Source organism: Geodermatophilus nigrescens, assembly GCF_900129495.1.
In the GTDB taxonomy this organism is placed as follows: Bacteria; Actinomycetota; Actinomycetes; order Mycobacteriales; family Geodermatophilaceae; genus Geodermatophilus; species Geodermatophilus nigrescens.
Window position 1 is genome coordinate 75,049 of the sequence record NZ_FQVX01000004.1, and the last position, 23,005, is coordinate 98,053.

The 23,005-nt window shown below is 76.3% G+C and carries 26 protein-coding genes and 1 tRNA gene; 15 read left to right on the forward strand and 12 right to left on the reverse strand.

All coding sequences use genetic code 11. From position 1 onward, the window contains the following. Positions 1–90 precede the first annotated feature (90 nt). The 6 genes from BUE37_RS19400 to BUE37_RS19425 all read right to left on the reverse strand — a co-directional run bounded on the left by BUE37_RS19400 (position 91) and on the right by BUE37_RS19425 (position 7,727). On the reverse strand, positions 91–2,043 hold the full coding sequence (locus BUE37_RS19400) for a protein kinase domain-containing protein (protein ID WP_073422092.1): 1,953 nt from the start codon (positions 2,041–2,043) through the stop codon (positions 91–93). Further along, positions 2,043–3,491 carry a peptidoglycan D,D-transpeptidase FtsI family protein gene (locus tag BUE37_RS19405; RefSeq protein WP_073422093.1) on the reverse strand — a complete coding sequence of 483 codons (1,449 nt, stop codon included), beginning with the start codon at positions 3,489–3,491 and terminating at the stop codon, positions 2,043–2,045. Before BUE37_RS19405 ends, BUE37_RS19400 begins: the two co-directional genes overlap by 1 nt. Continuing rightward, on the reverse strand, positions 3,488–4,900 hold the full coding sequence (locus tag BUE37_RS19410) for an FtsW/RodA/SpoVE family cell cycle protein (RefSeq protein WP_073422238.1): 1,413 nt from the start codon (positions 4,898–4,900) through the stop codon (positions 3,488–3,490). The genes BUE37_RS19405 and BUE37_RS19410 overlap by 4 nt, the downstream gene beginning before the upstream one ends. Continuing rightward, positions 4,900–6,339, reverse strand: coding sequence for a PP2C family protein-serine/threonine phosphatase (locus BUE37_RS19415; RefSeq protein ID WP_073422094.1), 1,440 nt, complete (start codon positions 6,337–6,339; stop codon positions 4,900–4,902). Before BUE37_RS19415 ends, BUE37_RS19410 begins: the two co-directional genes overlap by 1 nt. 73 nt (positions 6,340–6,412) lie before the next feature. Further along, positions 6,413–6,871: an FHA domain-containing protein FhaB/FipA gene (locus BUE37_RS19420; protein WP_073422095.1), complete on the reverse strand. Its 459-nt coding sequence runs from the start codon at positions 6,869–6,871 to the stop codon at positions 6,413–6,415. Between the two features lie 43 nt (positions 6,872–6,914). Beyond that, positions 6,915–7,727 (reverse strand): FHA domain-containing protein, encoded by an 813-nt coding sequence (locus BUE37_RS19425; protein ID WP_073422096.1) that lies wholly within the window; start codon positions 7,725–7,727, stop codon positions 6,915–6,917. Positions 7,728–7,937: 210 nt separating this feature from the next. Between BUE37_RS19425 and BUE37_RS19430 the strand changes: the two genes are divergently transcribed. The 4 genes from BUE37_RS19430 (at position 7,938) to BUE37_RS19445 (ending at position 9,790) form a co-directional block, all read left to right on the forward strand. Continuing rightward, a tRNA-Leu gene (locus tag BUE37_RS19430) sits at positions 7,938–8,020 on the forward strand. A 190-nt stretch (positions 8,021–8,210) separates the two neighbouring features. Beyond that, on the forward strand, positions 8,211–8,741 hold the full coding sequence (locus BUE37_RS19435; protein WP_073422097.1) for a SigE family RNA polymerase sigma factor: 531 nt from the start codon (positions 8,211–8,213) through the stop codon (positions 8,739–8,741). Then, entirely contained in the window at positions 8,738–9,556 is an 819-nt protein-coding gene (locus BUE37_RS19440) for a hypothetical protein (protein WP_073422098.1), read from the forward strand. The genes BUE37_RS19435 and BUE37_RS19440 overlap by 4 nt, the downstream gene beginning before the upstream one ends. A 15-nt stretch (positions 9,557–9,571) precedes the next feature. Then, positions 9,572–9,790, forward strand: a complete 219-nt coding sequence (locus BUE37_RS19445; RefSeq protein ID WP_073422099.1) for a hypothetical protein — start codon at positions 9,572–9,574, stop codon at positions 9,788–9,790. Between the two features lie 7 nt (positions 9,791–9,797). Here the strand turns inward: BUE37_RS19445 and BUE37_RS19450 are convergent, their stop codons facing one another. After that, entirely contained in the window at positions 9,798–10,193 is a 396-nt protein-coding gene (locus BUE37_RS19450; protein WP_073422100.1) for a nuclear transport factor 2 family protein, read from the reverse strand. 73 nt (positions 10,194–10,266) lie between these two features. Further along, positions 10,267–10,728 (reverse strand): DUF1707 SHOCT-like domain-containing protein, encoded by a 462-nt coding sequence (locus tag BUE37_RS19455; RefSeq protein ID WP_073422101.1) that lies wholly within the window; start codon positions 10,726–10,728, stop codon positions 10,267–10,269. Positions 10,729–10,857: 129 nt separating this feature from the next. Here BUE37_RS19455 and BUE37_RS19460 point away from each other — a divergent pair, with 129 nt between their 5' ends. Then, on the forward strand, positions 10,858–11,343 hold the full coding sequence (locus tag BUE37_RS19460; RefSeq protein ID WP_073422102.1) for a GNAT family N-acetyltransferase: 486 nt from the start codon (positions 10,858–10,860) through the stop codon (positions 11,341–11,343). Between the two features lie 13 nt (positions 11,344–11,356). Here the strand turns inward: BUE37_RS19460 and BUE37_RS19465 are convergent, their stop codons facing one another. Both BUE37_RS19465 and BUE37_RS19470 read right to left on the reverse strand, forming a co-directional pair. Next, positions 11,357–11,872 carry a hypothetical protein gene (locus tag BUE37_RS19465; RefSeq protein WP_073422103.1) on the reverse strand — a complete coding sequence of 172 codons (516 nt, stop codon included), beginning with the start codon at positions 11,870–11,872 and terminating at the stop codon, positions 11,357–11,359. Further along, positions 11,869–12,135, reverse strand: a complete 267-nt coding sequence (locus BUE37_RS19470) for a helix-turn-helix transcriptional regulator (RefSeq protein ID WP_073422104.1) — start codon at positions 12,133–12,135, stop codon at positions 11,869–11,871. The genes BUE37_RS19465 and BUE37_RS19470 overlap by 4 nt, the downstream gene beginning before the upstream one ends. Before the next feature lie 127 nt (positions 12,136–12,262). Between BUE37_RS19470 and BUE37_RS19475 the strand changes: the two genes are divergently transcribed. Further along, complete coding sequence (locus BUE37_RS19475; RefSeq protein ID WP_073422239.1) at positions 12,263–12,832, forward strand: RNA polymerase sigma factor; 570 nt, start codon at positions 12,263–12,265, stop codon at positions 12,830–12,832. Further along, positions 12,822–13,985, forward strand: a complete 1,164-nt coding sequence (locus BUE37_RS19480) for a hypothetical protein (RefSeq protein ID WP_073422105.1) — start codon at positions 12,822–12,824, stop codon at positions 13,983–13,985. Before BUE37_RS19475 ends, BUE37_RS19480 begins: the two co-directional genes overlap by 11 nt. A gap of 63 nt (positions 13,986–14,048) precedes the next feature. Here the strand turns inward: BUE37_RS19480 and BUE37_RS19485 are convergent, their stop codons facing one another. Then, on the reverse strand, positions 14,049–15,224 hold the full coding sequence (locus tag BUE37_RS19485) for an HNH endonuclease signature motif containing protein (protein WP_073422106.1): 1,176 nt from the start codon (positions 15,222–15,224) through the stop codon (positions 14,049–14,051). Positions 15,225–15,332: 108 nt separating this feature from the next. Between BUE37_RS19485 and BUE37_RS19490 the strand changes: the two genes are divergently transcribed. Genes BUE37_RS19490 through BUE37_RS19525 form a run of 8 tightly spaced genes read left to right on the forward strand, consistent with a single transcriptional unit; the run spans position 15,333 to position 21,707 of the window. Beyond that, positions 15,333–15,965, forward strand: a complete 633-nt coding sequence (locus BUE37_RS19490) for an endonuclease (RefSeq protein ID WP_073422107.1) — start codon at positions 15,333–15,335, stop codon at positions 15,963–15,965. Between the two features lie 60 nt (positions 15,966–16,025). Then, the gene (locus tag BUE37_RS19495; RefSeq protein WP_073422108.1) at positions 16,026–16,448 is read left to right on the forward strand and encodes a DUF3224 domain-containing protein; all 423 of its coding nucleotides are present in this window, start codon (positions 16,026–16,028) and stop codon (positions 16,446–16,448) included. 4 nt (positions 16,449–16,452) lie between these two features. Then, positions 16,453–17,373 carry an aldose 1-epimerase family protein gene (locus BUE37_RS19500; protein ID WP_245794773.1) on the forward strand — a complete coding sequence of 307 codons (921 nt, stop codon included), beginning with the start codon at positions 16,453–16,455 and terminating at the stop codon, positions 17,371–17,373. Between the two features lies 1 nt (position 17,374). Further along, positions 17,375–18,079 carry an MOSC domain-containing protein gene (locus tag BUE37_RS19505; RefSeq protein WP_073422109.1) on the forward strand — a complete coding sequence of 235 codons (705 nt, stop codon included), beginning with the start codon at positions 17,375–17,377 and terminating at the stop codon, positions 18,077–18,079. Between the two features lie 2 nt (positions 18,080–18,081). Continuing rightward, entirely contained in the window at positions 18,082–18,306 is a 225-nt protein-coding gene (locus BUE37_RS19510; protein WP_073422110.1) for an RNA-binding S4 domain-containing protein, read from the forward strand. Continuing rightward, a complete protein-coding gene (locus BUE37_RS19515) occupies positions 18,303–19,733 on the forward strand; it encodes an RNB domain-containing ribonuclease (protein WP_245794774.1) in 1,431 nt (476 codons plus the stop codon). The genes BUE37_RS19510 and BUE37_RS19515 overlap by 4 nt, the downstream gene beginning before the upstream one ends. Then, positions 19,730–20,923 (forward strand): pyridoxal phosphate-dependent aminotransferase, encoded by a 1,194-nt coding sequence (locus BUE37_RS19520; RefSeq protein WP_073422111.1) that lies wholly within the window; start codon positions 19,730–19,732, stop codon positions 20,921–20,923. The genes BUE37_RS19515 and BUE37_RS19520 overlap by 4 nt, the downstream gene beginning before the upstream one ends. Before the next feature lie 22 nt (positions 20,924–20,945). After that, on the forward strand, positions 20,946–21,707 hold the full coding sequence (locus tag BUE37_RS19525; RefSeq protein ID WP_073422112.1) for a nitrilase-related carbon-nitrogen hydrolase: 762 nt from the start codon (positions 20,946–20,948) through the stop codon (positions 21,705–21,707). Here BUE37_RS19525 and BUE37_RS19530 read toward each other — a convergent pair. Beyond that, positions 21,704–22,948 (reverse strand): PRC-barrel domain-containing protein, encoded by a 1,245-nt coding sequence (locus BUE37_RS19530; protein WP_073422113.1) that lies wholly within the window; start codon positions 22,946–22,948, stop codon positions 21,704–21,706. The genes BUE37_RS19525 and BUE37_RS19530 overlap by 4 nt on opposite strands. Positions 22,949–23,005: the final 57 nt, after the last annotated feature.

A 23,005-nucleotide genomic window follows, 5' to 3' on the forward strand; every position in this document is an offset into this window, starting at 1 on the left:
GGCGCGGCGGGACCCGGACGGCGGTCCCGGCCCCGGCGGGGAGCCTAACGGGCAGCGAGCGGCGGACCGGGACGGTGAGTGAGCGCGCCGTCACGCCGGTGCACCGTCGGCCACGGCAGCCCCCGCAGCCGCAGAGGCGGGTGCGCCGGCACCCTCCGCGGTGCCGGCGTCCCCGCCGGAACCCGCGCCCGTGTCCGGCTCGACCGGCTCCTCGGTGGCCGGCGGCGGGACCGGCGCGGACGTGCCGCCCTGGTTGCCGGGACTGCTCGGGCCCGTCTGGCCACCGGTGTTCCCGGGCCCGCCGGAGTTCCCGGAGCCGCCGGTGTTCGACGGCGCCGTGCTGGTGGTCGTCGGCGGGTTGGTGGTCGTCGGGGGGTTGGTCGTCGTGGTGCCGCCCTGCCCGCCGCCACCGCCGCCGTTGCCGGTGTCGCCGCCGCCGGTCGGCTCGGCCTCGCCGCCGCCGGAGTCCTCGGTCTCCTCCTCCGGAGGGCTGTAGTCGGACTCGGCGACCGACAGCGTCACGGTGGTGCCGCGCGGCACGGGGATGCCCGCCGGGTCGACGCCGGCCACCTCGCCGGCGTTCAGGTCGATGCCGGCGGCGGTGAGCACCTCGTCGGTCGCGTCGATGCGGGTGACCTCGAGCCCGGCCTCGAGCAGCTCGGCCTCGACGTCGTCGGCGTCCTCGCCGAGGTACTGCTCGGCCCCGGGGATGGTGACGAGGTCCTGGGTCGGGCTGGCCGACCCGCTGCTCGGCGCGCTGCTGCTCGTGGAGCCGGCGCTGCTGCCGCCCGGGTCCTCGCCGTTGCCGGAGAACAGGAAGAACGCGCCGGCGATCAGCGCGGCCACCAGCACGAGCGCCCCGAGGGCGACCGCCCACCGCCGGCTGCCGCCGCCGCGCCGCGGCTGCGGGTCCCGCCAGTCGCCGGTGTCGTCGCCGTCGACCGGGGGGCCCTGCAGCGGCGGCATCGTGCGCGGGTTGCCGGCGGCGTGCCGGCCGCCGGTGCGCGGTCCGGCCGAGCGGGGGACCGAGGTGCGCGGGCCCGCGGCCGCGGCGGCCGCGGCGCCGGCCGCCGCCCCCGCGGCTGCGCCGGTCACGGGGCCGCCGAGCACGCGGGTGCCGTCGCCGTCGACCTCCGGGATGACCTCGGTGGCCGCGGCGGCCAGGCCGGTGGGCACCGCGCCGGTGACCGGGCCGGCCCCGCCGTGGCGGCCCGCGGCGGCGACGGCGCGGACAGCCGCGGCGAACGCGGCGCCGTCGGTGAACCGGTCGTCGGGGTGCTTGGCCAGCGCGCGCTCGATGAGCTGCCGCACGGCCAGCGGGATGTCGGCCGGCAGCGGCGGGGGCTGCCGGTTGATGTGCGCGAGGGCGATGGCGACCTGGGAGGTGCCGTCGAACGGCCGCCCGCCGGTGAGGCACTCGTAGCCGACGACGCCGAGGCTGTAGACGTCGGAGGCCGCGGTGACCTCCAGGCCCTGCGCCTGCTCCGGCGACAGGTACTGCGCGGTGCCCACGACCATCCCGGTGCGGGTGAGCGGCGTGGCGTCGCGGGTGCGGGCGATGCCGAAGTCGGTCAGCTTCACGACGCCGTCGGGCCGGACGATGAGGTTGCCCGGCTTGATGTCGCGGTGCACGACCCCCGCGGCGTGCGCGGCCGAGAGCCCGTCGGCGGCCTGGCCGAGCACGTGCAGCGTCCAGTCGACGGGGAGCCGGCCCTCCTCGTGGAGGATCGTCACCAGCGGCTTGCCCTCGACCAGCTCCATGATCAGGAAGGCCAGCTGCGAGCCGCGCTCGTCGGTGCTCTCGCCGTAGTCGTAGACCGAGGCGATGTTCGGGTGGGCCAGCGCCGCGGTGTGCCGCGCCTCGTTGCGGAAGCGGGCGACGAAGCTCGGGTCGCCGGTGAACTCGCTGCGGAGCACCTTGGCCGCCACCACACGGTCGAGCACGCGGTCGCGCGCCCGCCACACCTCGCCCATGCCGCCGGTGGCGATGGGCTCGGTGATCTCGTAGCGGCCGGCCAGGATGGTGCCGGTGGACAGGGCCATCAGCCCCCCTGACCCTCGAGGTAGGCCTGCATCACGTCGCCGGCGATCGGCGCCGAGACGTCGCCGCCGGTACCCCCGCCGTTGGCCACGAACACCGCCACGGCGATGCGCGGGTCGTCGGCCGGGGCGAAGCCGATGAACCAGTTGTGGTCGGGCACGTCCTCGGCGACCTGGGCCGTCCCGGTCTTGCCGGCGACGGCGGTCCCGGGGATGCGGGCGGCGCGCCCGCTGCCGTTGGCCACGACGCTCTCCATCATCTCGGTCAACTGGCCGGCCACCTCCGGGGTCACCGGCTCGGAGAGCTCCTCCGGGTCGGCCTGGTCGATGACGGTGAGGTCGGGGGCGCGCACCTGGTCGACCAGGTACGGCGTCATGAGCGTGCCGTCGTTGGCGACCGCCGAGGCCACCATCGCCGCCTGCAGCGGGGTCATCCGGACGTCGCGCTGGCCGATCGAGCTCTGGCCGAGCGCCGCCTCGCTCTCGATGTCGCCGACGCTGCTGCCGGCGGTCGTCATCGGGATCTCCAGGCCCTCGCCGTCCATGCCGAACGCCTCGGCCATCTCCCGCACGCGGTCCTCGCCGAGGTCGATGCCGAGCTGCGCGAACGCGGTGTTGCAGGAGATCGTCAGCGCGTCGATGAGCGACTGCTCCTGGCTGCTGCTGCACGAGGAGCCGCCGAAGTTCTCCAGCGTCGTCGACGTGCCGGGCAGGGTCAGCAGGTCCGGCGCCGGGATGACGGTGTCGGGCGTGTACTCGCCGGTCGACAGGGCCGCGGCCGACACGATGACCTTGAAGACCGAGCCGGGCGGGTAGTTGTCCTGGGTCGCGCGGTTCAGCCGCGGGTCCTGCTCCTGCGCGTCGAGCTCCGCGGCGTAGGCGCGGATGGCGTCGGGGTCGTGGCTGGACAGCTGCGCCGGGTCGTAGGTGGGCGTGCTGGCCATGCCGAGCACCGCGCCGGTGGAGGGGTCGAGTGCGACGACGGCGCCGGTGACGCCCTCCAGGCCCGCCATGGCCGCCTCCTGCACGCCGGCGTCGAGGGTCAGCACGACGTCGCCGCCGGCCGGGTCGCGGCCGGTGAACAGGTCGGCGATGCGCCGGGTGAACAGCCGGGCGTCGGAGCCGGCCAGCACGTCGTTGACCGCGCGCTCCATCTGGGCGCTGTTGTAGAGCAGCGAGTAGTAGCCGGTGACCGCCGCGTACACGGGGCCCTGCGGGTACTGGCGCAGGTACTTCAGCGTGTCCTGGGTGGGCACCGACAGCGCCACCTCGGTGCCGTCGACGACGATCGAGCCGCGCTCCCGCGAGTACTCCTCGGTGAGCACCCGGGTGTTGCCCGAGTCCTCGCGCAGCTCGTCGGAGCGCACGACCTGGATGTAGTTGACGTTGACGATGAGCAGCGTGAAGAGCACCAGCACGCTGATCGCCACGCGGCGCAGGGGCGCGTTCACCGGGACACCACCTCGGTGGGCGCCTCGCCGATCGCCGTCTTCGGCGGGGCCGGCGGCGCGGCCGGCCGGCGGGCGGCGTCGCTGATGCGGACCAGGATCGCGACCAGGCCGAAGTTGGCCACCAGCGAGGAGCCGCCGTAGGCGACGAACGGCGTCGTGAGGCCGGTCAGCGGCAGCAGCCCGGTGACGCCGCCGAGGACGACGAACAGCTGCCAGGCGACGGCGAAGGCCAGGCCGCCGGCGAGCAGCTTGCCGAAGGCGTCGCGCACGACCAGCGAGGTGCGCAGGCCGCGCTCGACCAGCACCAGGTAGATGACGATGACGGCGACCAGGCCGAACAGGCCGAGCTCCTCGCCGAGCGCCGAGGCGATGAAGTCGCTCTTGGCCACCGGCACCTGGTCGGGGCGGCCGCCGCCGAGCCCGGCGCCGAACAGCCCGCCGGTGCCCAGGCCGAACAGCGACTGCACGAGCTGGTAGCCGCCCTCGTCGCGGTAGGCGAACGGGTCCAGCCACGTGTCGACGCGGACCTGCACGTGCCCGAACACCTGGTAGGCGATGAACGCACCGCCGGCGAACAGGCCCAGGCCGATGAGCAGCCAGCTCGCCCGCTCGGTGGCGACGTAGAGCATCACCACGAAGATGCCGAACAGCAGCAGCGAGCTGCCGAGGTCGCGCTCGAACACCAGCACGAGGATCGACACGACCCACACGGCGAGCACGGGGCCGAGGTCGCGGGCCCGCGGGATCTCCAGGCCGGCGACCCGGCGGCTGGCCAGCGCCAGCACGTCGCGCTTGTCGACGAGGTAGGCGGCGAAGAAGACGATCAGGCAGATCTTGGCGAACTCGCCGGGCTGGATGCTGAAGCCCGCGACCCGGATCCAGATCTTGGCGCCGTACACCTCGGAGATCGACGCGGGCAGCACGGCGGGCAGCGCGAGCAGCACCAGCCCGACCAGGCCCAGGGTGTAGGCGAAGCGGGACAGCACCCGGTGGTCGCGCAGCACCACGACGACGGCCACGAACAGGACCACGCCGATCGTCGCCCACAGCAGCTGCACCGGGGCGTCCTCGCGGGTGGTCTCGCCGTCCTGCAGGCCGGCCAGGTCGAGCCGGTGGATCATCGTCAGGCCGAGGCCGGTGAGCACCGCGACGGCGGGCAGCAGCAGCGGGTCGGCGTAGGGCGCGAAGCGGCGCACGACCAGGTGCACCACGACCCACAGGGCGGCGAACCAGCCGCCGAAGGTCGCCAGCTCCGCGCGCAGCGAGCCGGTGATCGTGATGTCGACGATGCTCTGCGCGGCGAGCGTGATGAGGACGGCGAAGCCCAGCAGCGCCAGCTCGGTGTTGCGCCGCTTCGGGGGGACCGTGCCCGGGGCCGCGGCCCGGGGGTCGGTGGTGGGGCCGGCCATCACTCCGCCTCCCGGCAGTCCACCCCCGGCTCGGGCCCCGCCGTCGAGGAGCCGGCCGTCGAGGAGCTCGCCGAGGCGGAGCCCGTCGCCGACGGGGACGCCGACGAGGGGCTGCCGGGGGTGGGGGTGTCCGTCGCACCGCCGGGCTGCGCGGTGGGGACGACCTCGGACGGCGGGTCGGACGGCGAGGCGGACGCGCCGGCGGAGGGCCGGTCGTCGTCGGCCGGGCACTCGGGGAGCGACGCCTGCTGGAGGTCGTCGACGATCCGCCGGGCGTCGTCGGAGCCACTGGCCTCGATGCCCTGGCGGACGCTGTTCTGCTGGTAGGAGGAGAGGTCCTCGAGCGGGATGCCGGTGACGTCGTCGACGCGGAAGAGGTCCAGCCCGAGCAGCTCGGTGTTGAAGCCGCGGTAGACCGCGACGTGGTCGGTGCCGTCGGCGGCCGCGACCCCGACGAACCAGTGCGTGAGCACCCACAGCCAGGTGGCGATGCCCGCGCCGACGAGGAGCAGCACCGTGCCCCCAGCGACGAACAACCGCCGCCGGGAGCGGCGGCGGTCGGGTGGGGCGGAGGCTGAGGCGGACGTCGGTGCCGGTGGGGGCGCCGGTGGCGGGTCGGCGAGCGCGGCCCGCCCGGCCGCGGAGCGGGGGTCGACGGCGCGCTGGCCGCGGTTGTCGCCCGCGGCGCCGTCGACGACGGGCTCCATGGACGTGCCGGTGCCGGAGTCCTCGACGACGTCGGCGACGATCACGGTGATGTTGTCCGGGCCGCCGCTGCGCAGCGCCAGCTCGACGAGCCGGTCGGCCGTGGACTGCGGGTCCGGGTCCTCCAGCGCGTGGGCGAGGGTCTCCTCGCTCACCACGCCGGACAGGCCGTCGGAGCACAGCAGGTAGCGGTCGCCGGCGCGCGCCTCGCGCATCGACAGGTCGGGGTCGACGTCCTGGCCGTTGAGGGCCCGCAGCAGCAGCGAGCGCTGCGGGTGGTGGTTGGCCTCCTCGGCCGTGATCCGGCCGTCGTCGATGAGGGTCTGCACGAAGGTGTCGTCGTGGGTGATCTGCGTGAAGACGCCGTCGCGCAGCAGGTAGGCGCGGGAGTCGCCCACGTGGCACAGGGCCAGCCGGCCGCCGGCGAACAGGACGGCGGTGAGCGTCGTGCCCATGCCCTCCAGCTGCGGCGACTCGCGGATGACCTCGCGCAGGTGCTCGCTGCCGTCGAAGACCGCCTCGCGCAGCGCCTGCAGCATGTCGCCGCTGGGCGCGTCCTCGTCGAGGTGCTCGAGCGCGGCGATCACGACCTTGCTGGCGACGTCGCCGGCCGCGTGACCGCCCATTCCGTCGGCGACGGCGAGCAACCGGGGCCCGGCGTACACCGAGTCCTGGTTGTTGCCGCGGACGAGACCGCGGTCGGAGCGGGCGGCGTAGCGCAGCGCGAGACTCATCGGACCCTGCTCACGTCTGCTCTGTCGCTCCCCGTCGTCGTGGGCGTGCTGCTGCCCATCAGCGTGTTGCCCATCAGCGCAGCTCCAGAGCGGTCTGGCCGATGCGGATCGGCTGGCCGGGAGCCACGAGCAGCGGGCCCTGGACCCGCTGCTGGTCGAGGTAGGTGCCGTTGGTCGACCCCAGGTCCTCGACGTACCACTGTCCACCACGGTTGGTCAGCCGCGCGTGCCGGCTGCTGGCGAAGTCGTCGGTGAGGACGAGCGTGGAGTCGTCGGCGCGGCCGATGAGGATCGGCTGCTCGCCGAGGGTGATCTTGGTGCCGCTGAGCGGGCCGGCGGTGACCACCAGCGTGCGGGGCCCACGGCCGCGGCGGCGGCCGGCGGCCGCGGCGCGCGGCGGGACCGAGGCGACCCGGCCGGTGCGCCCGCCGAACAGGTCGGCCCGCACCACGCGGAACGCGGCGAAGATGAACAGCCAGAGCAGCAGCAGGAACCCGAAGCGGAAGACCTGCAGGACGATCTCGGCGGTCACGACCGGCCCCCGGTGCCCCGCCTCGTCGAGCGCACGACGTCGGTCACGCGCCGTCCTGCCGGTAGACCAGGACGGAGTGGCCGATGCGGATGACGTCGCCGTCGGCGAGCGCCTGCCGGCTGATCCGTCGGCCGTTGACCAGCGTGCCGTTCGTGGAGCCGAGGTCCTCGGCGAAGGCGGTGCCCTCGTCCAGGACGACGTCGACGTGCTTGCGGCTGACCCCGGTGTCCGGGAGCCGGATGTCGGCGTCGGTGCCACGGCCGATGACGTTGCGGCCGGTGGTCAGCTCGTGCCGGGTGCCGGGCCCGTCGACGACGAGCACGTGCGTGACGCCGGGTCGGGAGCCGGCGCGGCCGACGACGGAGGGGTGCTGGCGGCCGGTGTCGGTGGGCACCCGACCGCCCAGCGGCGGCAGCGGCGGGACCGCGCCGGAGCCCATCGGCGGGGCGGCCGGCACGGCGTCGGCCCGCGTGCCCGGCCGGGCCGGGTCGGCGACGTGCGAGCTCACCTCGAACACGCCGGTGGGCAGCTCGTCGTCGCGCTCGAGGCGGACCTGGACGGCGCCGAAGGTCTGCCAGCCCTCGTCGTCGATGTGCTCGGCCACCATGTCGGCGAGCTGCGCGGCCAGCTGGTCGGACCACTCGGCGAGGTTCTCGTAGTCGGTGGGGCCGAGCCGCACGTCGTAGACGTTGGGCGCCAGGACCCGGCCCTCGCCGAGCACCGAGCGCTGCTCGTCGGCCTCCCGCTGCAGCGCCTTGGCGATCTCGGCGGGGTGCACCTTGCCCTTGAACAGGCGGGCGAACGTGACGCCGACGATGCCCTCGAGTCGTCGCTCGAAGCGCTGCAGCACGCCCACAGTCGCTCCTCCACGCTCGCTCGGATGGGTGGTCCTCGGTTGATCGTAGCCGGGTGGTCGGCCGCCGACCGGCCAGGAACGCGCAGCGTCACAGCGCGCCGCGCACCCGGGTCACGGCACGCCGCGTGCCCGGCCCGTGGCGCGCCGTGCGGGCGGCCCCGACCCCTCCGCCGTCGGCCCGAGCGCGGCTGCTACTGTCCTTCCTCGCCAGGGCAAGTGGCGGAATGGCAGACGCGCACGGTTCAGGTCCGTGTGTCCGAGAGGACGTGGGGGTTCAACTCCCCCCTTGCCCACCCAGACGAGAAGGCCCCCGGGACTCCCCGGGGGCCTTTCTCGCGTCCCGGGCCCGCCCCGCGCCCGGAGGACCGCCCGGCCCGTGGCCCGATCGTGACCGGCGGCTGTCGCGGATCCGGGGTCCCCGCCGGGTCACCTGGTCAGACGCCCGGCCACGACCACGGCCGGGCACACGGCGGACGGGGGAGCATGGGCGCGGACCGGGACGACTTCACGGCGTTCGTCGTCGCCCACGAGGCGGCGCTGCTGCGCACCGCCTACCTGCTCACCGGCGACCGCGGCCACGCCGAGGACCTCGTGCAGACGGCGCTGGCCCGCGCGCACCGGCACTGGCGGAGGGTGCAGCGGGCCGACGTCCCGATCGCCTACGTGCGCCGGCTCCTGCTCAACTGCCACCTGAGCTGGCGGCGGCGCCTGATGCACGGCGAGCAGGTGCTCGAGACGCTGCCCGAGCGCGCCGTCGGCGACTGGCAGGACGCGCACGCGCTCGGTGACGAGCTGCGCCGGGCGCTGGACACCCTGTCGCCGCGGGCGCGGGCGGTGCTCGTCCTGCGCTTCTACGAGGACCTCGGCGAGACCGAGACCGCGCGCGTCCTCGGCTGCTCGGCCAGCACCGTCCGCACCCACACCGCGCGGGGCCTGGCCGCCGTCCGCCGGGCGCTCGACCCCCCGCCGGCCCGGCCCGAGCCCGCCCCCCTGACCGACGGGAGCCCGTCGTGACCGACCTCGACGTCCGGAACGCCCTGCACCGGCTGGCCACCGAGGCCGGACCGCCGCGGGGACACGACACCGCCGACGCCGCCATCGGCGTGGCGCGCCGCCAGCGCCGGGTGCGGGCGGCGTGGGCCGGCGGCGCCATCGCCGTCGCCCTGCTGGCCGGCGCCGTCCCCGCCGTGCTGCCCGACGCCGGCCCCGCGGCCGGTCAGGCCGCCACGGACCGGACGGCGCAGGCCGCGCCCGGGCTGTTCGACGTGCCGACGCGCGGCTCCCTCGCGGGCGACGAGGCGTTCGTCGCCGGGGTGGCCGCCCTCGAGTGGTCGGCGCCGGTGGGTCTGAACGGCGCCGAGCTGCGCCCGCCGGCGGACTCCCGGCACGTGCTCTTCGCCGGCGACCTGCCCGGCGGCCGCCGCTGGGCGCTGGTCATGGGTGCCGACGGCGGCCAGCGGGTGGTCGCCTGGTTCGGCGGCCCGGCCGGCGCGGCGCCCGGCGAGCTGACGCTCCTGGCGCAGCCGCAGCGGGGGAGCCTCGCGCAGCCCGTGGTCCTCCTCGACGCATCGGGAGCGGGCACGCTGCTCGTCGTCGTCGGCCTGCCCGGGGACACCGCCCGGTACTCCCCGGGCACCGTGCGGTTCGACGACGTCACCGTCGGCCGGGTGTGGACCGACCTGCCCGGCACCGACGGCGTGCTGGTGGCCGAGGTCGACCGGCCCGTCTACGTCGGCGCGGAGATGGTCGAGGTGGTCCGGGACGGGGACGTCGTGACCACGGCTCGCGGCGTCCCCCGGACCGAGACGTCGGACGAGGCCGAGCAGTAGGCCTTCGCCCAGCCGGTGGACGAGCGCCTGTACGGCGACCCGGCCGCCCAGGAGCGGTTCGTCGCCTGCCTGCCCGAGGGCTTCGCCGTCTCGTTCGGCGCCGCGGACGGCTCGATGACCTTCACCTACCCCCCGATCGAGGGCGAGCGCAGCGACGTCGAGCTCATGCAGGTGTACGCCGGCTGGGACGCCACCCTCGCCGACTGCGCGGCGCGCGCGGTCGGCGAGGGCTGAGGTCCGCTCAGGCGGTGCCGGCGGTCTCCTGCAGGAAGGCGGCCGAGTCGTAGTAGGTGCGCACGCCGGTGAGCAGGCCGTCGTCGGAGCCGTCGCCCTCGATCACGGTGACGCCGCGGTAGGTGAAGGGCCGGCCGCTGCGCAGGGTGCCGCGCGACTCCCACTCCAGCGCCGCCGTCTTCTCGCCGACGGTGCTCGAGGTGAACGTCGTCTCCAGCTCGCCGAAGACGTTGCGGTAGTCCTCCCAGAAGCGGCGGGCGCCGTCGGGGCCCTGCGCCTCGTGGTCGGAGTTCAGCTTGATCAGCGTGGCGTCCTCGCCGGTGAGGTCGACCATCCGCTGCGGGTCGGACTCGGCGTCGAGGTGGTGCAGGGCTGCGGTGAAGCGCTCGGTGAGCGTGTGCACGGGGTCCTCCCGGTACGGCGACTGCGGTCGCGGGAGGGCCTACCCGGGCGGTCGCGGGCGCACCCGCGCCGGTTCAGGCCGGCAGCTGCCGGTCGCCGCGCGAGCGGCGCTCGCCGAGCGTGCGGGCCAGCAGGACGACGCCCCACGGGCCGACGACCCACACCGGCCACGGGTAGACCAGGTCACCGCTGCCGAGCATCGAGACCAGCCAGATGCCGGTGACGATGACGCCCGTGACCAGCCAGCTGGTCCAGGCGGCGCGCAGGTCGTTGCCCCAGGCGCCGTGCCAGGCGCCGCCGTACACGGCCCGGGCCACCGGTGACGGGCCGGGCGCGGCCGGCGTGGCCGGGGCCGCCGGCCGGGGGAGGTCGGTGGTCAGCTCGGCGAGCTCGCCGTAGGTGCGGGCGCCGTGCGCCCGGGTGCTGCGGTCCTCGTACTCGGCGAGGGTGAGCCGGCCGTCGGCCAGGGACTCGTCGAGGCGGGTGACGACGGCGGCGCGGTCGGCGTCGGCGGCGAGCTGGTGCGGCTCGGGCATCTCGGGCTCCTCATCGGCGGGGTGGTCCGAGTCTTTCCCGCCCCCGCGCCCGCCACCATTGACAGACGTCACCCATCGCCGGTGCGTCCTGCACGGTCGGGTGCCGGTCCGCCCGGCCAGGATGGCGGGGTGACGACCACCGACGCCGGGGCGACGCTGTCGCCCGCCGCCTGGGACGACGACGAGGTACAGCGGCTGACGGCCGCCCAGCAGGCCGAGCTGCGGGAGCGCTACGACGGCGACCTGGAGCCCGGCGCGAAGCCGTCGGCGGCCGACGTCGCCGTCGTGCTGCTGGCGCGGGACGCCGCCGGGTCGGCCGTCGGCTGCGGCGCGCTGCGGCCCCTGGGCGAGGGTGCCGCGGAGGTCAAGCGGATGTACGTGGTCCCGGAGGCCCGCGGGCGGGGCGTCTCCAAGGTGCTGCTCGCCGGGCTGGAGGCGGCGGCCGCCGAGCGCGGGTGGACGACGCTGCGGCTGGAGACCGGCCCGCGCCAGCCGGAGGCGATCCGGCTGTACGAGGGCGCGGGCTACCGGCCGATCCCCGCGTTCGGCGCCTACGTGGACGACCCGGACGCCGGCTGCTCGCTGTACTACGAGCGGGTGCTGGGCGGGGCCTGAGCCGCGCCGCCGGTCAGGCGGGGAGCGCCTCGTCCGCCTCGGCGTCCTCCTCGTCGGGCAGCGTCCAGGCGAGGTGCCAGTACGGGAGCAGGCCGGCGACGAACCACAGCAGGGCGCCCAGGCACAGGGCGAGGGCGGTGTGCCCGGTGCCTGCGGCGAGCAGGACGCCACCCGACCAGGCCAGCAGCGTGAGCGCGGACGCCGGCCAACCCACACGGGCGTGCGAGTGCTCCCGCATCCGCTGCTGGTGCTCGTCGAGGGAGGGCCGCGCGCGGTCGAAGACCCCGCGGATGCCCAGGTTGAGCAGCGAGTGCAGCGGGATGAACAGCAGCATCCCGGCCGTCCACAGGACGAAGTAGGGAGTGGTCCAGCCCTCCTCGGTGGAGGCGGCCACGAGCGTGCCCGCGACGAGGACGGTGAAGAGGGCCGCCTGGGCCAGGACCGCGCGGTGGCGGGTGGTGCGGGTGCGGGTCCAGGCGTAGCGCTCGTCCTCGAACGTGCGGACCAGGGAGCTCTGGGTGGTGGTCACGGGTTCCTCCTGAGCAGCTCGGAGCCGATCGCGGGCAGGGGGTCGAGGGAGAAGACGGCCTCGACGGGGAGGTCGAAGAAGCGGGCGATCCGCAGGGCCAGCGCCAGCGACGGGCTGTACTCGCCGCGCTCGAGGTAGCCGATGGTCTGTGGGTGGACGCCCACTCCGTCGGCCAGTTCCCTCCGGCTGACGCGGCGCTCCGCCCGGAGCACCGCGATGCGGTCGTGGACGCGGTCGGCGTCCGTCCGTGGCTGACGACCCATGCCCCCATTCGTAGCATTACTGCTACAAGATGAGCAAGGGATCCGGCGGATCGGCATCCTGCGGTCGAGCGGGCGGGACGCTGCCGTAACGCTCCTGCCGAGCCGGACATGGAGGGGTGTGATCGCGATGCACGGGCCGCCGCCCGCCACGGACGACCCTCCCGCGACGGCGGAGGAGCGGCTGGAGGCGGCCTACCGGGCGTGCGGCACCGCCGTCCTCGGCTACGCGCTGCGGCGCGCGGCCACGCGGGAGGACGCCTATGACGTCGTGGCCGAGACCTTCGCGACGGCGTGGCGCCGCCGGGCGGACCTGCCGGCCGACCCGGAGGAGGTCCGGCCGTGGCTGTTCGGCGTCGCCCGGCTGTGCCTGGCCAACGCCGCGCGCGGCAGCCGGCGGGCCGGCCGGCTGGGGGAGCGGCTGGCCGGCGCGCTCGCGGACGCCGACGTCCCGGACCCCGCCGCGCTGCACGAGGACGGGGTGCTGCGGCGCTCGGTGCGCGCGGCGCTCGACCGGCTCTCCCCGGAGGACCGGGAGCTCGTGACGCTGGTCGCCTGGGAGGGCCTGAGCCCCACCCAGGCGGCCGCCGCTCTCGGCATCGCGCCCGGCACCGCCCGGGTCCGGCTGCACCGGGCGCGCGCCCGCCTCCGCGTCCTGCTCGACCCCACCGACCCCGAGGAGGCCGGCGATGCTCGCTGACCGCGACCTGGACGCCCTGCTCGACGGCGCCGCCGGCGTGCGCGACGCCGACCTGCCGGCCCTGCCCGAGGAGCTGCTGGCCGCGGTCACGGCCGACGCCGGCCTGTCGCTGGTCGTCCCGGAGCCGGAGCCCGCCTCGGTGGTGGCCGCCCGGCAGCTCGTGGCCGACGCGCACGAGGCCCGCACCGCGCCGCGGCGGAGGACGCGGCGGAGGACGGTCGTCCGCGTGGCCACAGCCGTGGTGGCGCTCGCCGCGGCCTGGGCGGCGGCCGTGGTCCTCGGAGCGCCACCGGAGCCCGGGGCGCCGGCCGTGCCGTCGGCGAGCGGGCCCGTCGTCCCCGGCGCGCTGGCGCTCGTGGCGGCCGAGGCGGTCACCTTCCCGGTGACCGTCGAGGCGCCGCCGGAGGGGCTGGCGCCCTTCTACAGCCGGTACGGCGGCATGCCGCAGTACGGGGACGCGCCGCCCTGGTACGTGGCGGCCTACCTGCCCGTCGACCCGCAGTCCGGCGCGATCGGCCCTCCGGGCTCGGGTCAGGTGGTGCTCGGCCTCTATCCCGAGGACCCCCGCTCCTCCGACGAGTACGGCTTCTCGGCCGAGGGCGAGCCGACCGGGACGGCGACCGTCGACGGCACCGAGGCCGCGGTCTGGCGGCAGGACGGCGTCGTCGGACTGCTCTGGGAGCGCACCGACGGACGCTGGGTCTCGCTGACCGGTGAGGGCACCCGCGTCGACGTCGCCGCGCTGGTGGCGGTGGGGGAGTCGGTCGTCGACCGGCCGCAGCCGGTGGGCCTGCAGTTCGGGCTGGCGCCGGCCGGCTGGTCTGTGGGCGGCTACGAGGAGAGCCGCAGCCTCGACCTGGTGAGCGACGCGGACCCCCTGCTGGCGCTGCGGCTGAGCACGGTGGGCGCGCAGTACACCGGGACGATCGACGAGCTCCTCGAGGGCATGCCTACGGCCGCGTCGACGGAGACGGTTCCCGTGCAGGGCCGCGACGGCCGGCTGGCGCTCTTCGCCGGCGACGAGGGTCAGCCACCGTTCTGGACGCTGGTCGGCCGGCTCGCGGACGGCCGCTTCTTCCGCCTGCTCGCGCCCTCCGCGCTCACCCGCGACCAGGTGCTGCAGATCGGCGAGCAGGTGACCGCCGCGTCCTGACGGCGCGCAGCCCGGCACGGCCGTCCGCTCGTGGCGGGCGGCCGTGTCCGGGCGTGGCCGGGCTCAGGCGGGGACGAGGGGCGGCGACCGCAGCGCCGCGGGTGTGCGGATCTCGGTGCCGTCGGGCCGCCAGGTGTGCCATCGCCCGTCCGGTAGTCGCTGCACGCGGAAGCCGGCGTGGACCTTGGTGTGGTGGCGTTCGCACAGCAGCGCCGAGTTGGCGAGCGAGGTCTCGCCACCGTCGAGCCAGTGCACGACGTGGTGGACGTCGCACCACCAGGTGGGGGCGCCGCAGCCGGCGAACACGCAGCCACCGTCGCGGACCTCCGCGGCGCGGCGGACATGCCGGTCGGCCAGCCGCTGCTCCCGGCCCAGGTCGAGCGGGACGCCGTCGGGGCCCATGACGACGCGGGCGATGCTGCTGTCGCAGGCCAGCCAGCGGGCCCGGGCGGCGGAGACCAGCGCTCCGGAGCCGAGCTGGGCGCTGCCCCGCCCGGTGGCGAGGTCCTCGGCGTCGACCTTCACCACGACCTGCGGCTTGACTCCGCGCAGTTGCGGGGTGGCGCCGGTGGCCAGGGCGGTGTCGGCGAGCTGGACGGCGCCGTCGGCGAGCCGCTGGGCGCGGGTGCGGTCGTCGCCGGCGGGCCGGTCGGTCTGCACGTGCGCCTCGACCGCGGTGGCGAAGCGTTCGGCGCCGACCGGGTCGAGGTGCAGGTGGAAGGAGACGGTGCCGTCGGCGTGGCGGACCACGCTCATCCGCCGCCCCTCGGTCGGGTCCGGTTCGGGACCGTCGGGATCGAGTGCGTTGCAGTACCGCCGGACGACCACGATCAGTGCGTCGTGTTCCTGCTCGATCGCCACGGCGGTGAGCACCGCATCGATCTCGCCCAAGTCGACGCCCTGCACCGCGGCGGCGGCCCGCCGCTTGGGGGTGACCGCCCGCGCCGCCTCGGCCAGCTGGGCGGCGGTCACCAGACCCGCCTCGTGCGCCTCCGCGAGGGCCGGCAGGTGCTCCATCGTCCGGCCGTTCGCCACCACGCGGGACGCCTCGGCACCCCACATCCGCAGGTGCCCACGCAGCCACGACGCCACGGACTTCAGCCCGTCGCGCTCCGGAGCCTGCGACAACTCCGCCGCGCGCACCGCGCGGGCGAGGCGGGCGTCGATCCGGTTGCGCTCGGCGACCAGCGCGGCGACGTCGTCGAGGACGTCACCACTGCCGATCCTGCTCGAACACATGTACGGAGTCTAGCCCGTCGGCGGGCCCGTGGCGAGACGAATCCGCAGGTCAGACCCGTGTCCACAGATGTCCAGGGGTCCTTGACGCCGCCAGGGTAGGGAGGAGTGGTGAGCACCCGGGACACCGTCCGCGCCGTCCTCGACCGGTACGGCACCACCTACGCCGAGGAGGCGGGCATCCGCCTCGCCGACACCCCTGCGCCGCTGTGGCAGCTGCTCGTCCTCACCGAGCTGCTGTCGGCGCGGATCGACGCCGGCATCGCGGTCGCCGCGGCGGCCGAGCTGCGGGAGGCCGGCCACACCACCCCCGAGCGGACTCGCGACACGACGTGGCAGGAACGCGTCGACGCGCTGGTCCGCGGCCGTTACACCCGCTACGACGAGCGCACCGCCACCCAGCTCGGCGACGCGGCCGACCTCGTCGTCGAGCGGTACGGCGGCGACCTGCGGCGGCTCGCGCGCGAGGCCGACGGCGACCCCCGCGAGGCCGCCCGCCTGCTGCAGGAGTTCCCCGGCATCGGCGCCACCGGGGCCTCGGTCTTCCTCCGCGAGGCGCAGGCCGTGTGGCCGTGGCTGCGCCCGTACCTCGACGACCGGGTCCTCGACGGCGCCCGTCGCGCGGGCCTGCCGTCCGGCGCGGAGGAGCTGCGCGGCCTGGTCGGCGGCGACGACCTCGCCCGCCTGGCCGCCGGCCTCGTGCGGATCACCCTGCTCCGCGACGACGAGGACCCGCTGGGTTGAGGCGGCGACCGTCGGCGGCGTGCTGCAGGCTGCGCCCGACCGCACACGTCAGGAGGCCGCATGGGCACCGTCGTCCGCATCCCGTTCGAGGTCACCGGCTGGGAGCCGGAACCGTTGGACCTCGGTGGCGGGGGGTCGGTCTCGTCGTCGCGGGTGACCCTCCGCAAGTCCTTCTCCGGTCCGCTGACCGGCACCAGCGTCGTGGCGATGACCGCGGTCGCCGTGGGAGGGGCGCCCGCCGGCTACGTCGCGGTCGAACAGGTGACGGGCACCCTCGAGGGCCGGTCCGGCAGCTTCGTCCTGCAGCACGGCGGCGTCGTCGACGGCGACCCTCAGCCCGCGACGGGAGTGGTGCTCCCCGGGACGGCGACCGGCGACCTCGCCGGCCTGCGCGGCACCGTCGAGCTCCGGCACGACGCAGACGGCGCGGTCCTCGTCCTGGACTACGAGCTGGGCCGGGACGCCGCGGCTGTGGTGGGGTGAGCCGGTGACGATCCCGCCGATGACCGCGTGGCCCGCGACCGAGCCGGCGGAGGTGGAGCTGGTCAGCGGCGACGCCCGCCTCGCCGTCGACCTGCGCGGCGGCGGCCTGCGCGCGCTGACGGTGGGGGACCGGGCGGTCCTCGACGGCTACCCCGCCGGCGCGGTGCCGGCCGGGCGGCGCGGCGGCGTCCTGCTGCCCTGGCCCAACCGGCTGCGCGACGGGCAGTGGACGTGGGAGGGGCAGCAGCTCCAGCTCGACGTCGCCGGACCCGGCAAGCCCGCCGCTCACGGCCTGGTCACCTGGCTGCGGTGGGAGGTGCTGGCCCGGCACTCCGACGCCGTCACGGTGGGCACCGTCGTCGAGGCGCGGCCCGGCTACCCGTTCCGGCTGGCGGCCGCCGTCGACCACGTCCTGGCCCCCGACCGGCTCACCGTCACCGTCCGGGTCCGGAACGCCGGCGACCGCCCCGCGCCGTTCGGCACCGGCATGCACCCCTACCTCGCGGTCGGTGCCACGGCCGACGGCGGCATCGGCGACGCCGAGCTGACCGTCCCCGCCCGTACCGCGCTCGACCTCGACGGCGGCCTGCCCACCGGCACCCGCCGTCCCTTCGACGGCGAGATCGGCCGGATCGGCGACCGCGCCCTCGACGACGCCGTCACCGACCTCGTCCGCGACGACGACGGCTGGGCGCGGGTGCACCTGCGCGGGCCGGCCGGGACGCTGGAGCTCGCCGTCGACGGGTCGTGGCCGTGGCTGCAGGTCTACAGCGGCGACACGCTGCCCGAGGGCCAGCGCCGGCGCAGCCTCGCTGTCGAGCCGATGACCTGCCCGCCCAACGCGCTCGCCGACGGCGCGGACCTCGTCGTCCTCGCGCCGGGGGAGTCCTGGTCGGGCACCTGGACCCTCGCGTGGGGGGCCTGACGTGCGGGTGCTGGAGCTGTGGCGCTACCCGGTCAAGTCGCTGCAGGGGGAGCGCCTGGACGCCGTCGACGTCGGGACGCAGGGCCTGGCCGGTGACCGGCAGTGGGCGCTGTTCGACCGCTCGACCGGCTACGGGCTGACCGCCCGCCGCGTCCCCGACCTGCTCTTCGCCGCCGCCCGCCTGCGCGCGGACGGCGGCGTCGAGGTGGTGCTGCCCGACGGGACGGCGACCACCGACGACGACGTCCTGTCCGACTGGCTGGGCCGGCCGGTGACGCTGCGCGCGGCCGACGTCGAGCGCGGGCCCCGGCACTACGAGGCGCCCGACGACGACGAGGACGTGTGGGACGCCTTCGAGGGGGCGTCCGGCGCCTTCCACGACAGCTCGCGCATCCGGGTCTCGCTGGTCTCCACCGGCACGCTCGGCACCTGGGACCGGCGCCGGTTCCGCGCCAACGTGCTGCTCGACGGCTCCGGCGAGGACGACCTGGTGGGCAGCACCGTGCGGCTCGGCGGCGCCGTCCTCGACGTCCTCAAGCCGGTCAGCCGCTGCGTGATGGTCACCCGGCCGCAGCCCGGCGGCATCGCCCGCGACAACGGCGTCCTCAAGACCATCCACCGCGAGCGCGGCAGCACCCTCGCCGTCGGCGCGTTGGTGCCGGTGCCCGGCCGGGTGGCGGTCGGCGACGCGCTCACCCCCGCGTGAGGATGGGGGACGTGCGCACCGTCGAGCTCCGTCCCGGTGAGGACTCCATCCGCCTCGGCCAGCTGCTCAAGCTCGTCGACGCCGTGCCCACCGGCGCCCAGGTGAAGGACGTGCTGGTCACCGGCACGGTCCGGGTCAACGGCGAGCTCGAGGACCGCCGCGGCCGGCAGGTCCGGCGGGGCGACGTCGTCAGCATCGAGGGCGCCGAGGACGTCCGGGTCGCGTGAGTTCCACGTGGAACGCGGTCGTGCCGCGCTGGCCGGCCGCCGTCCCGGGCCCCGACTTCGCCGCGATCCGCGCCGAGTTCGACGTCCCGGAGGACTTCCCGCCCGCGGTGCTCGCCGAGGCCGAGCGCCTCGCCGCCGACCCGCCGATGCCGGACGACGACGCCACCGACCTGCCGCTGGTCACCCTCGACCCGCCGGGCAGCCGCGACCTCGACCAGGCCGTCCACCTCGCGCGGGAGGACGGCGGCTACCGGGTCAGCTACGCGATCGCGGACGTCGGCGCCGTCGTCGCGCCGGGCAGCGCGCTCGACGCCGAGGCCCGCCGCCGCGGTCAGACCGTCTACGCGCCCGACCGGCGCACACCGCTGCACCCGCCGGTGCTCAGCGAGGGCGCCGCCAGCCTGCTGCCCGGCGAGGACCGCGCCGCCGCCCTGTGGACCATCCGGCTCGACGCCGACGGCGGGGTGCGCTCGGTCGACCTGCGCCGCGCCCGCGTGCGCAGCCGCGCCCAGCTCGCCTACCCCGACGTCCAGGCGCAGGCCGACGCGGGCACCCTGTCCGGCGCGCTGGAGCTGCTGCCCGAGCTCGGCCGGCTGCTGCGGGCGCGCGCCGCCGACCGCGGCGCCGTCGAGCTCGGCTCCCCCGACCAGGAGGTCGTGCGCACCGACGGCGGCGGCTGGACGCTCGTCGCCCGCGCGCCGCTGCCCGTCGAGGGCTGGAACGCGGAGATCTCGCTGCTCACCGGCCGCGCCGCCGCCCGCCTGATGCTCGACGGCGGCGTCGGCGTCCTGCGCACGCTGCCGCAGGCGCGCCCCGAGGACGTCGGGCGGCTGCGCCGCCTCGCGCCCGCGCTCGGCGTCGACTGGCCCGCGGACGCCGGCGCCGGCGCGGTGCTCGCCGGCCTCGACCTCGCCGACCCGCGGCACCTCGCCTTCCTCGAGGAGGCCACCGCCCTGCTGCGCGGCGCCGCCTACACGCCGTTCGACGGCGACCCGCCCGCCGACCCCGGGCACGCCGGCGTCGCCGCGCCCTACGCCCACGTCACCGCGCCGCTGCGCCGGCTGGTGGACCGCTTCGGCACCGAGGTGTGCCTGGCGCTGGCCGCCGGGCGCGAGCCGGACCCGGCCGTCCGCGCGGCGCTGCCCGAGCTGCCGGCGCTCATGACCGCCTCCGACCGGCGCACCCGGGCGGTCGAGCGGGCCGTCGTCGACGCGACCGAGGCCTGGCTGCTCGCCGGCCGCGAGGGGGAGGAGTTCGACGCCGTGGTGGTCGACGCCGACGACGACCGGGGCACCGTGGTGCTCGCCGACCCCGCGATCCGGGCGCGCTGCGCCGGCGCGGGCCTCGCGGCCGGCGCGCGGGTGCGGGTGCGGCTGGCCGAGGCCGACGTCGCGCGCCGGACCGTGCGCTTCACGGTGGCGGCATGAGCGCCCCGTACCTGGCGGAGCGCCTGCAGGGCTTCGGGACGACGGTCTTCGCCGAGATGAGCGCCCTGGCGGTGGCCACCGGCTCGATCAACCTGGGCCAGGGCTTCCCCGACACCCCGGGCCCGGCGGAGGTCCTCGACGTCGCCCGCTCGGCCATCGGCACCGCGCACGACCAGTACCCGCCCGGGCCCGGCACCCCGGAGCTGCGGGCGGCGATCGCGGCCCACGTCGCGCGCTTCCGCGGCCTGGCCTACGACCCCGACACCGAGGTGCTGGTCACCGCCGGCGCCACCGAGGCGCTCACCGCCGCGATGCTCGCGCTGGTCGAGCCCGGCGACGAGGTCGTGGTCTTCGAGCCGGTCTACGACAGCTACGCCGCGGCGGTCGCCATGGCCGGCGGCGTGCTGCGCCCGGTGCCGCTCACCCCGCCCCCGGCCGACACCGACGGCGCGGTGTGGACGTTCGACCCCGCCGACCTGCGCGCCGCCGTCACCCCGCGGGCGAGGCTCCTGCTGCTCAACACCCCGCACAACCCCACCGGCAAGGTGTTCCGCCGCGAGGAGCTCGACGCCGTCGCCGAGGTCGTCCTCACCGCCGGCCTGCTCCTGGTCACCGACGAGGTCTACGAGCACCTCGTCTTCGCCGGCGCGGAGCACGTCTCGCCGGCGACCCTCCCGGGCCTGCGCGAGCGGACGCTGGTGGTCGGCAGCGGCGGCAAGACGTTCAGCACGACCGGCTGGAAGGTGGGCTGGACCTGCGGGCCGGCGCCGCTGGTGGCCGCCGTCCGCACCGCCAAGCAGTTCCTCACCTACGTCAACGCCGGGCCGTTCCAGCCGGCGATCGCCGCGGGGCTCGCCCTGCCCGACGCCTACTTCACCGGGATCGCCGCCGACCTGCAGCGGCGCCGGGACGTCCTGGTGGGCGGGCTCCGGGAGGCGGGGCTGCCGACCGTCAGCCCGGAGGCCACCTACTTCGCCACGGTCGACGTCCGCGGGATCGCCGACGGCGACGACGGCCTGGCCTTCTGCCGGGAGCTGCCGCACCGGGCGGGGGTGGTCGCCGTGCCGGCGGGTGTCTTCTGGACGGCGGAGCACGCGGACCTCGGCCGGCACCTGGTCCGGTTCGCCTTCTGCAAGCGCGACGAGGTGCTCACCGAGGCCGTGCGGCGGTTGAGCAGGATGTCGGCATGAGGTCCGGCCGGGGAGGCGCAGCGTGAGGTTCGGGGTGGTCCAGCACGACATCGTCTGGGAGGACCGGGAGGCGAACTACGCCCGGCTCGCCCCCCAGGTCGCCCGCGCGGCCGCCGCGGGCGCGGAGTTCGTCCTGCTCAGCGAGACGTTCTCCACCGGCTTCTCCATGACACCGGGCATCGGCGAGCCCGAGGACGGCCCGTCGGCGTCCTTCCTGCGAGCGCAGGCCGCCGAGCACGGCGTCTGGGTGGCCGGCAGCTGCCCGGAGATCGCCCCCGGTGGCGACCTGCCGTTCAACTCCCTCGTCCTGGCCGGCCCGGACGGGCAGGTGCACCGCTACCGCAAGCTGCACCCGTTCACCCACGGCGGCGAGGCCGAGCGGTTCCGCGCCGGGGAGGCGCCGGTGACGGTGGACGTCGGCGGCCTGCGGGTCACGCCGTTCATCTGCTACGACCTGCGCTTCGCCGACGTCTTCTGGGCCGCCGCCGAGCAGACCGACGTCTACCTCGTGACGGCGAACTGGCCCGCCCCGCGCCGTCACCACTGGACGACGCTGCTGCGGGCCCGGGCCATCGAGAACCAGGCCTACGTGGTGGCCTGCAACCGCGTGGGCACCGGCGGCGACGGACTCGAGCACGCCGGCGACAGCCAGGTGGTCAGCCCGATGGGCGACCTCCTGGCCACCGCCGCGGGTGGGGAGACGCTCGTGCTCGCCGACGTCGACGCCGCCGAGGTCGCCGCCACCCGCGCGCGGTTCGCCTTCCTGGCCGACCGCCGCGGCTAGCGCGGCGGGGCCTGGCCGGCCTGCGGGACCGGGCTGATCTGCTGGGTCCGGTCGGCCGGCGGGACGGCGCCGATCTGCTGGGTCCGGTCCGCGGGGGCCGGGCCGGCCTCCGCGGTCCCGGTCTGCGCGGTCCCGGTCTGCGCGGTCCCGGCCGGCGCCGTGCCGGCGTGTCGCGCCGGTGTCTCGTCGACGACGATCTGCTCGCGCTGCACCTGCTCGGTGATGCGCTCGTGGCCCTGGACGAGCTCGGTGCGCAGCCGCACCCGCTCGACCGGCACGACCTCGACGGTGACGACCGGCCGCTCGGCGTGCAGCACGATCTCGTCGGGCACGCCGGCGAGTCCGACGCCGACCTGACCGCCGCTGCCGACCTCGCTCCCGACACCACCGGCGACCCCGCCGCCCGTGGCGCCCCCGGTCACCCCGCCTCCCGTGCCGGCACCGCCCGGGACGAGCGACTCGCCGGGCCCCGGGTCGGGTGCGTCGAACGGCACCTCCTCGATCCGGATCTCCTCGCGCCGGATCGGGACGGTCACCTGCACCTCCTCGGTGACCACGTACTTCACGACGCGCACGCGCGTGGCGGCGACCTGCTCGGTGCCCACCCGCACCTGCTCCTCGCTGCGGGTCATCGCCCCGTCGGAGTGCTGCGGGACCGGCGGCGCGGCCTGCTCGGTGGTGGTGCGGACGTCGGACGCCGGCGGCGGCACCGGGCGGGTGCCCGGGTCGGTCGCGGGTCCGGGGACCAGGCCCGCGGCCTCGGCGCTCGCCCCGGAGGCCGGGGCGGTGCCGGCGACCCCCTGCGCGGGCGCCTGGGCCGTCGTGTCCGCCGTCCCCGTCGTCCGGTCCGTCGTCGTGCCGGTCGTCGTCCCGGTCGGGACACCGGTGCCGGCACCGGCCTCCGTGCCCGTCCCGATGCCCGTCCCGGTGCCCGTCCCGATCCCGTAGTGGCGGCGCAGGTCCGCCTCCTCCTCGGGGCTCAGGTGGTCCCCGTGCACGGCGGGCGCGTGGCGCACCGCCTCCTTGCCCACGGGGACCTGCAGCATCCCGTCGGTGAAGGTGGCCTCGGTGGCCGGCACGACCGAGTGGCGGGTCCCGAACAGGCCGGTGCTCACGGCCACCCAGGTCGGTGCACCGGTGCGGTCGTCGACGAAGAAGCTCTCGACGGTGCCGATCTTCTCGCCGTCCGGTCCGTGGGCCGTGCTCCCGATCGCCGCCGACAGGTCTCGCTCGCTCAACACGGTGCTCGCCTCCTCCGCACGCCTGCTCTGGCGTCCTCGGGCGGGAGAGTGCCCGGT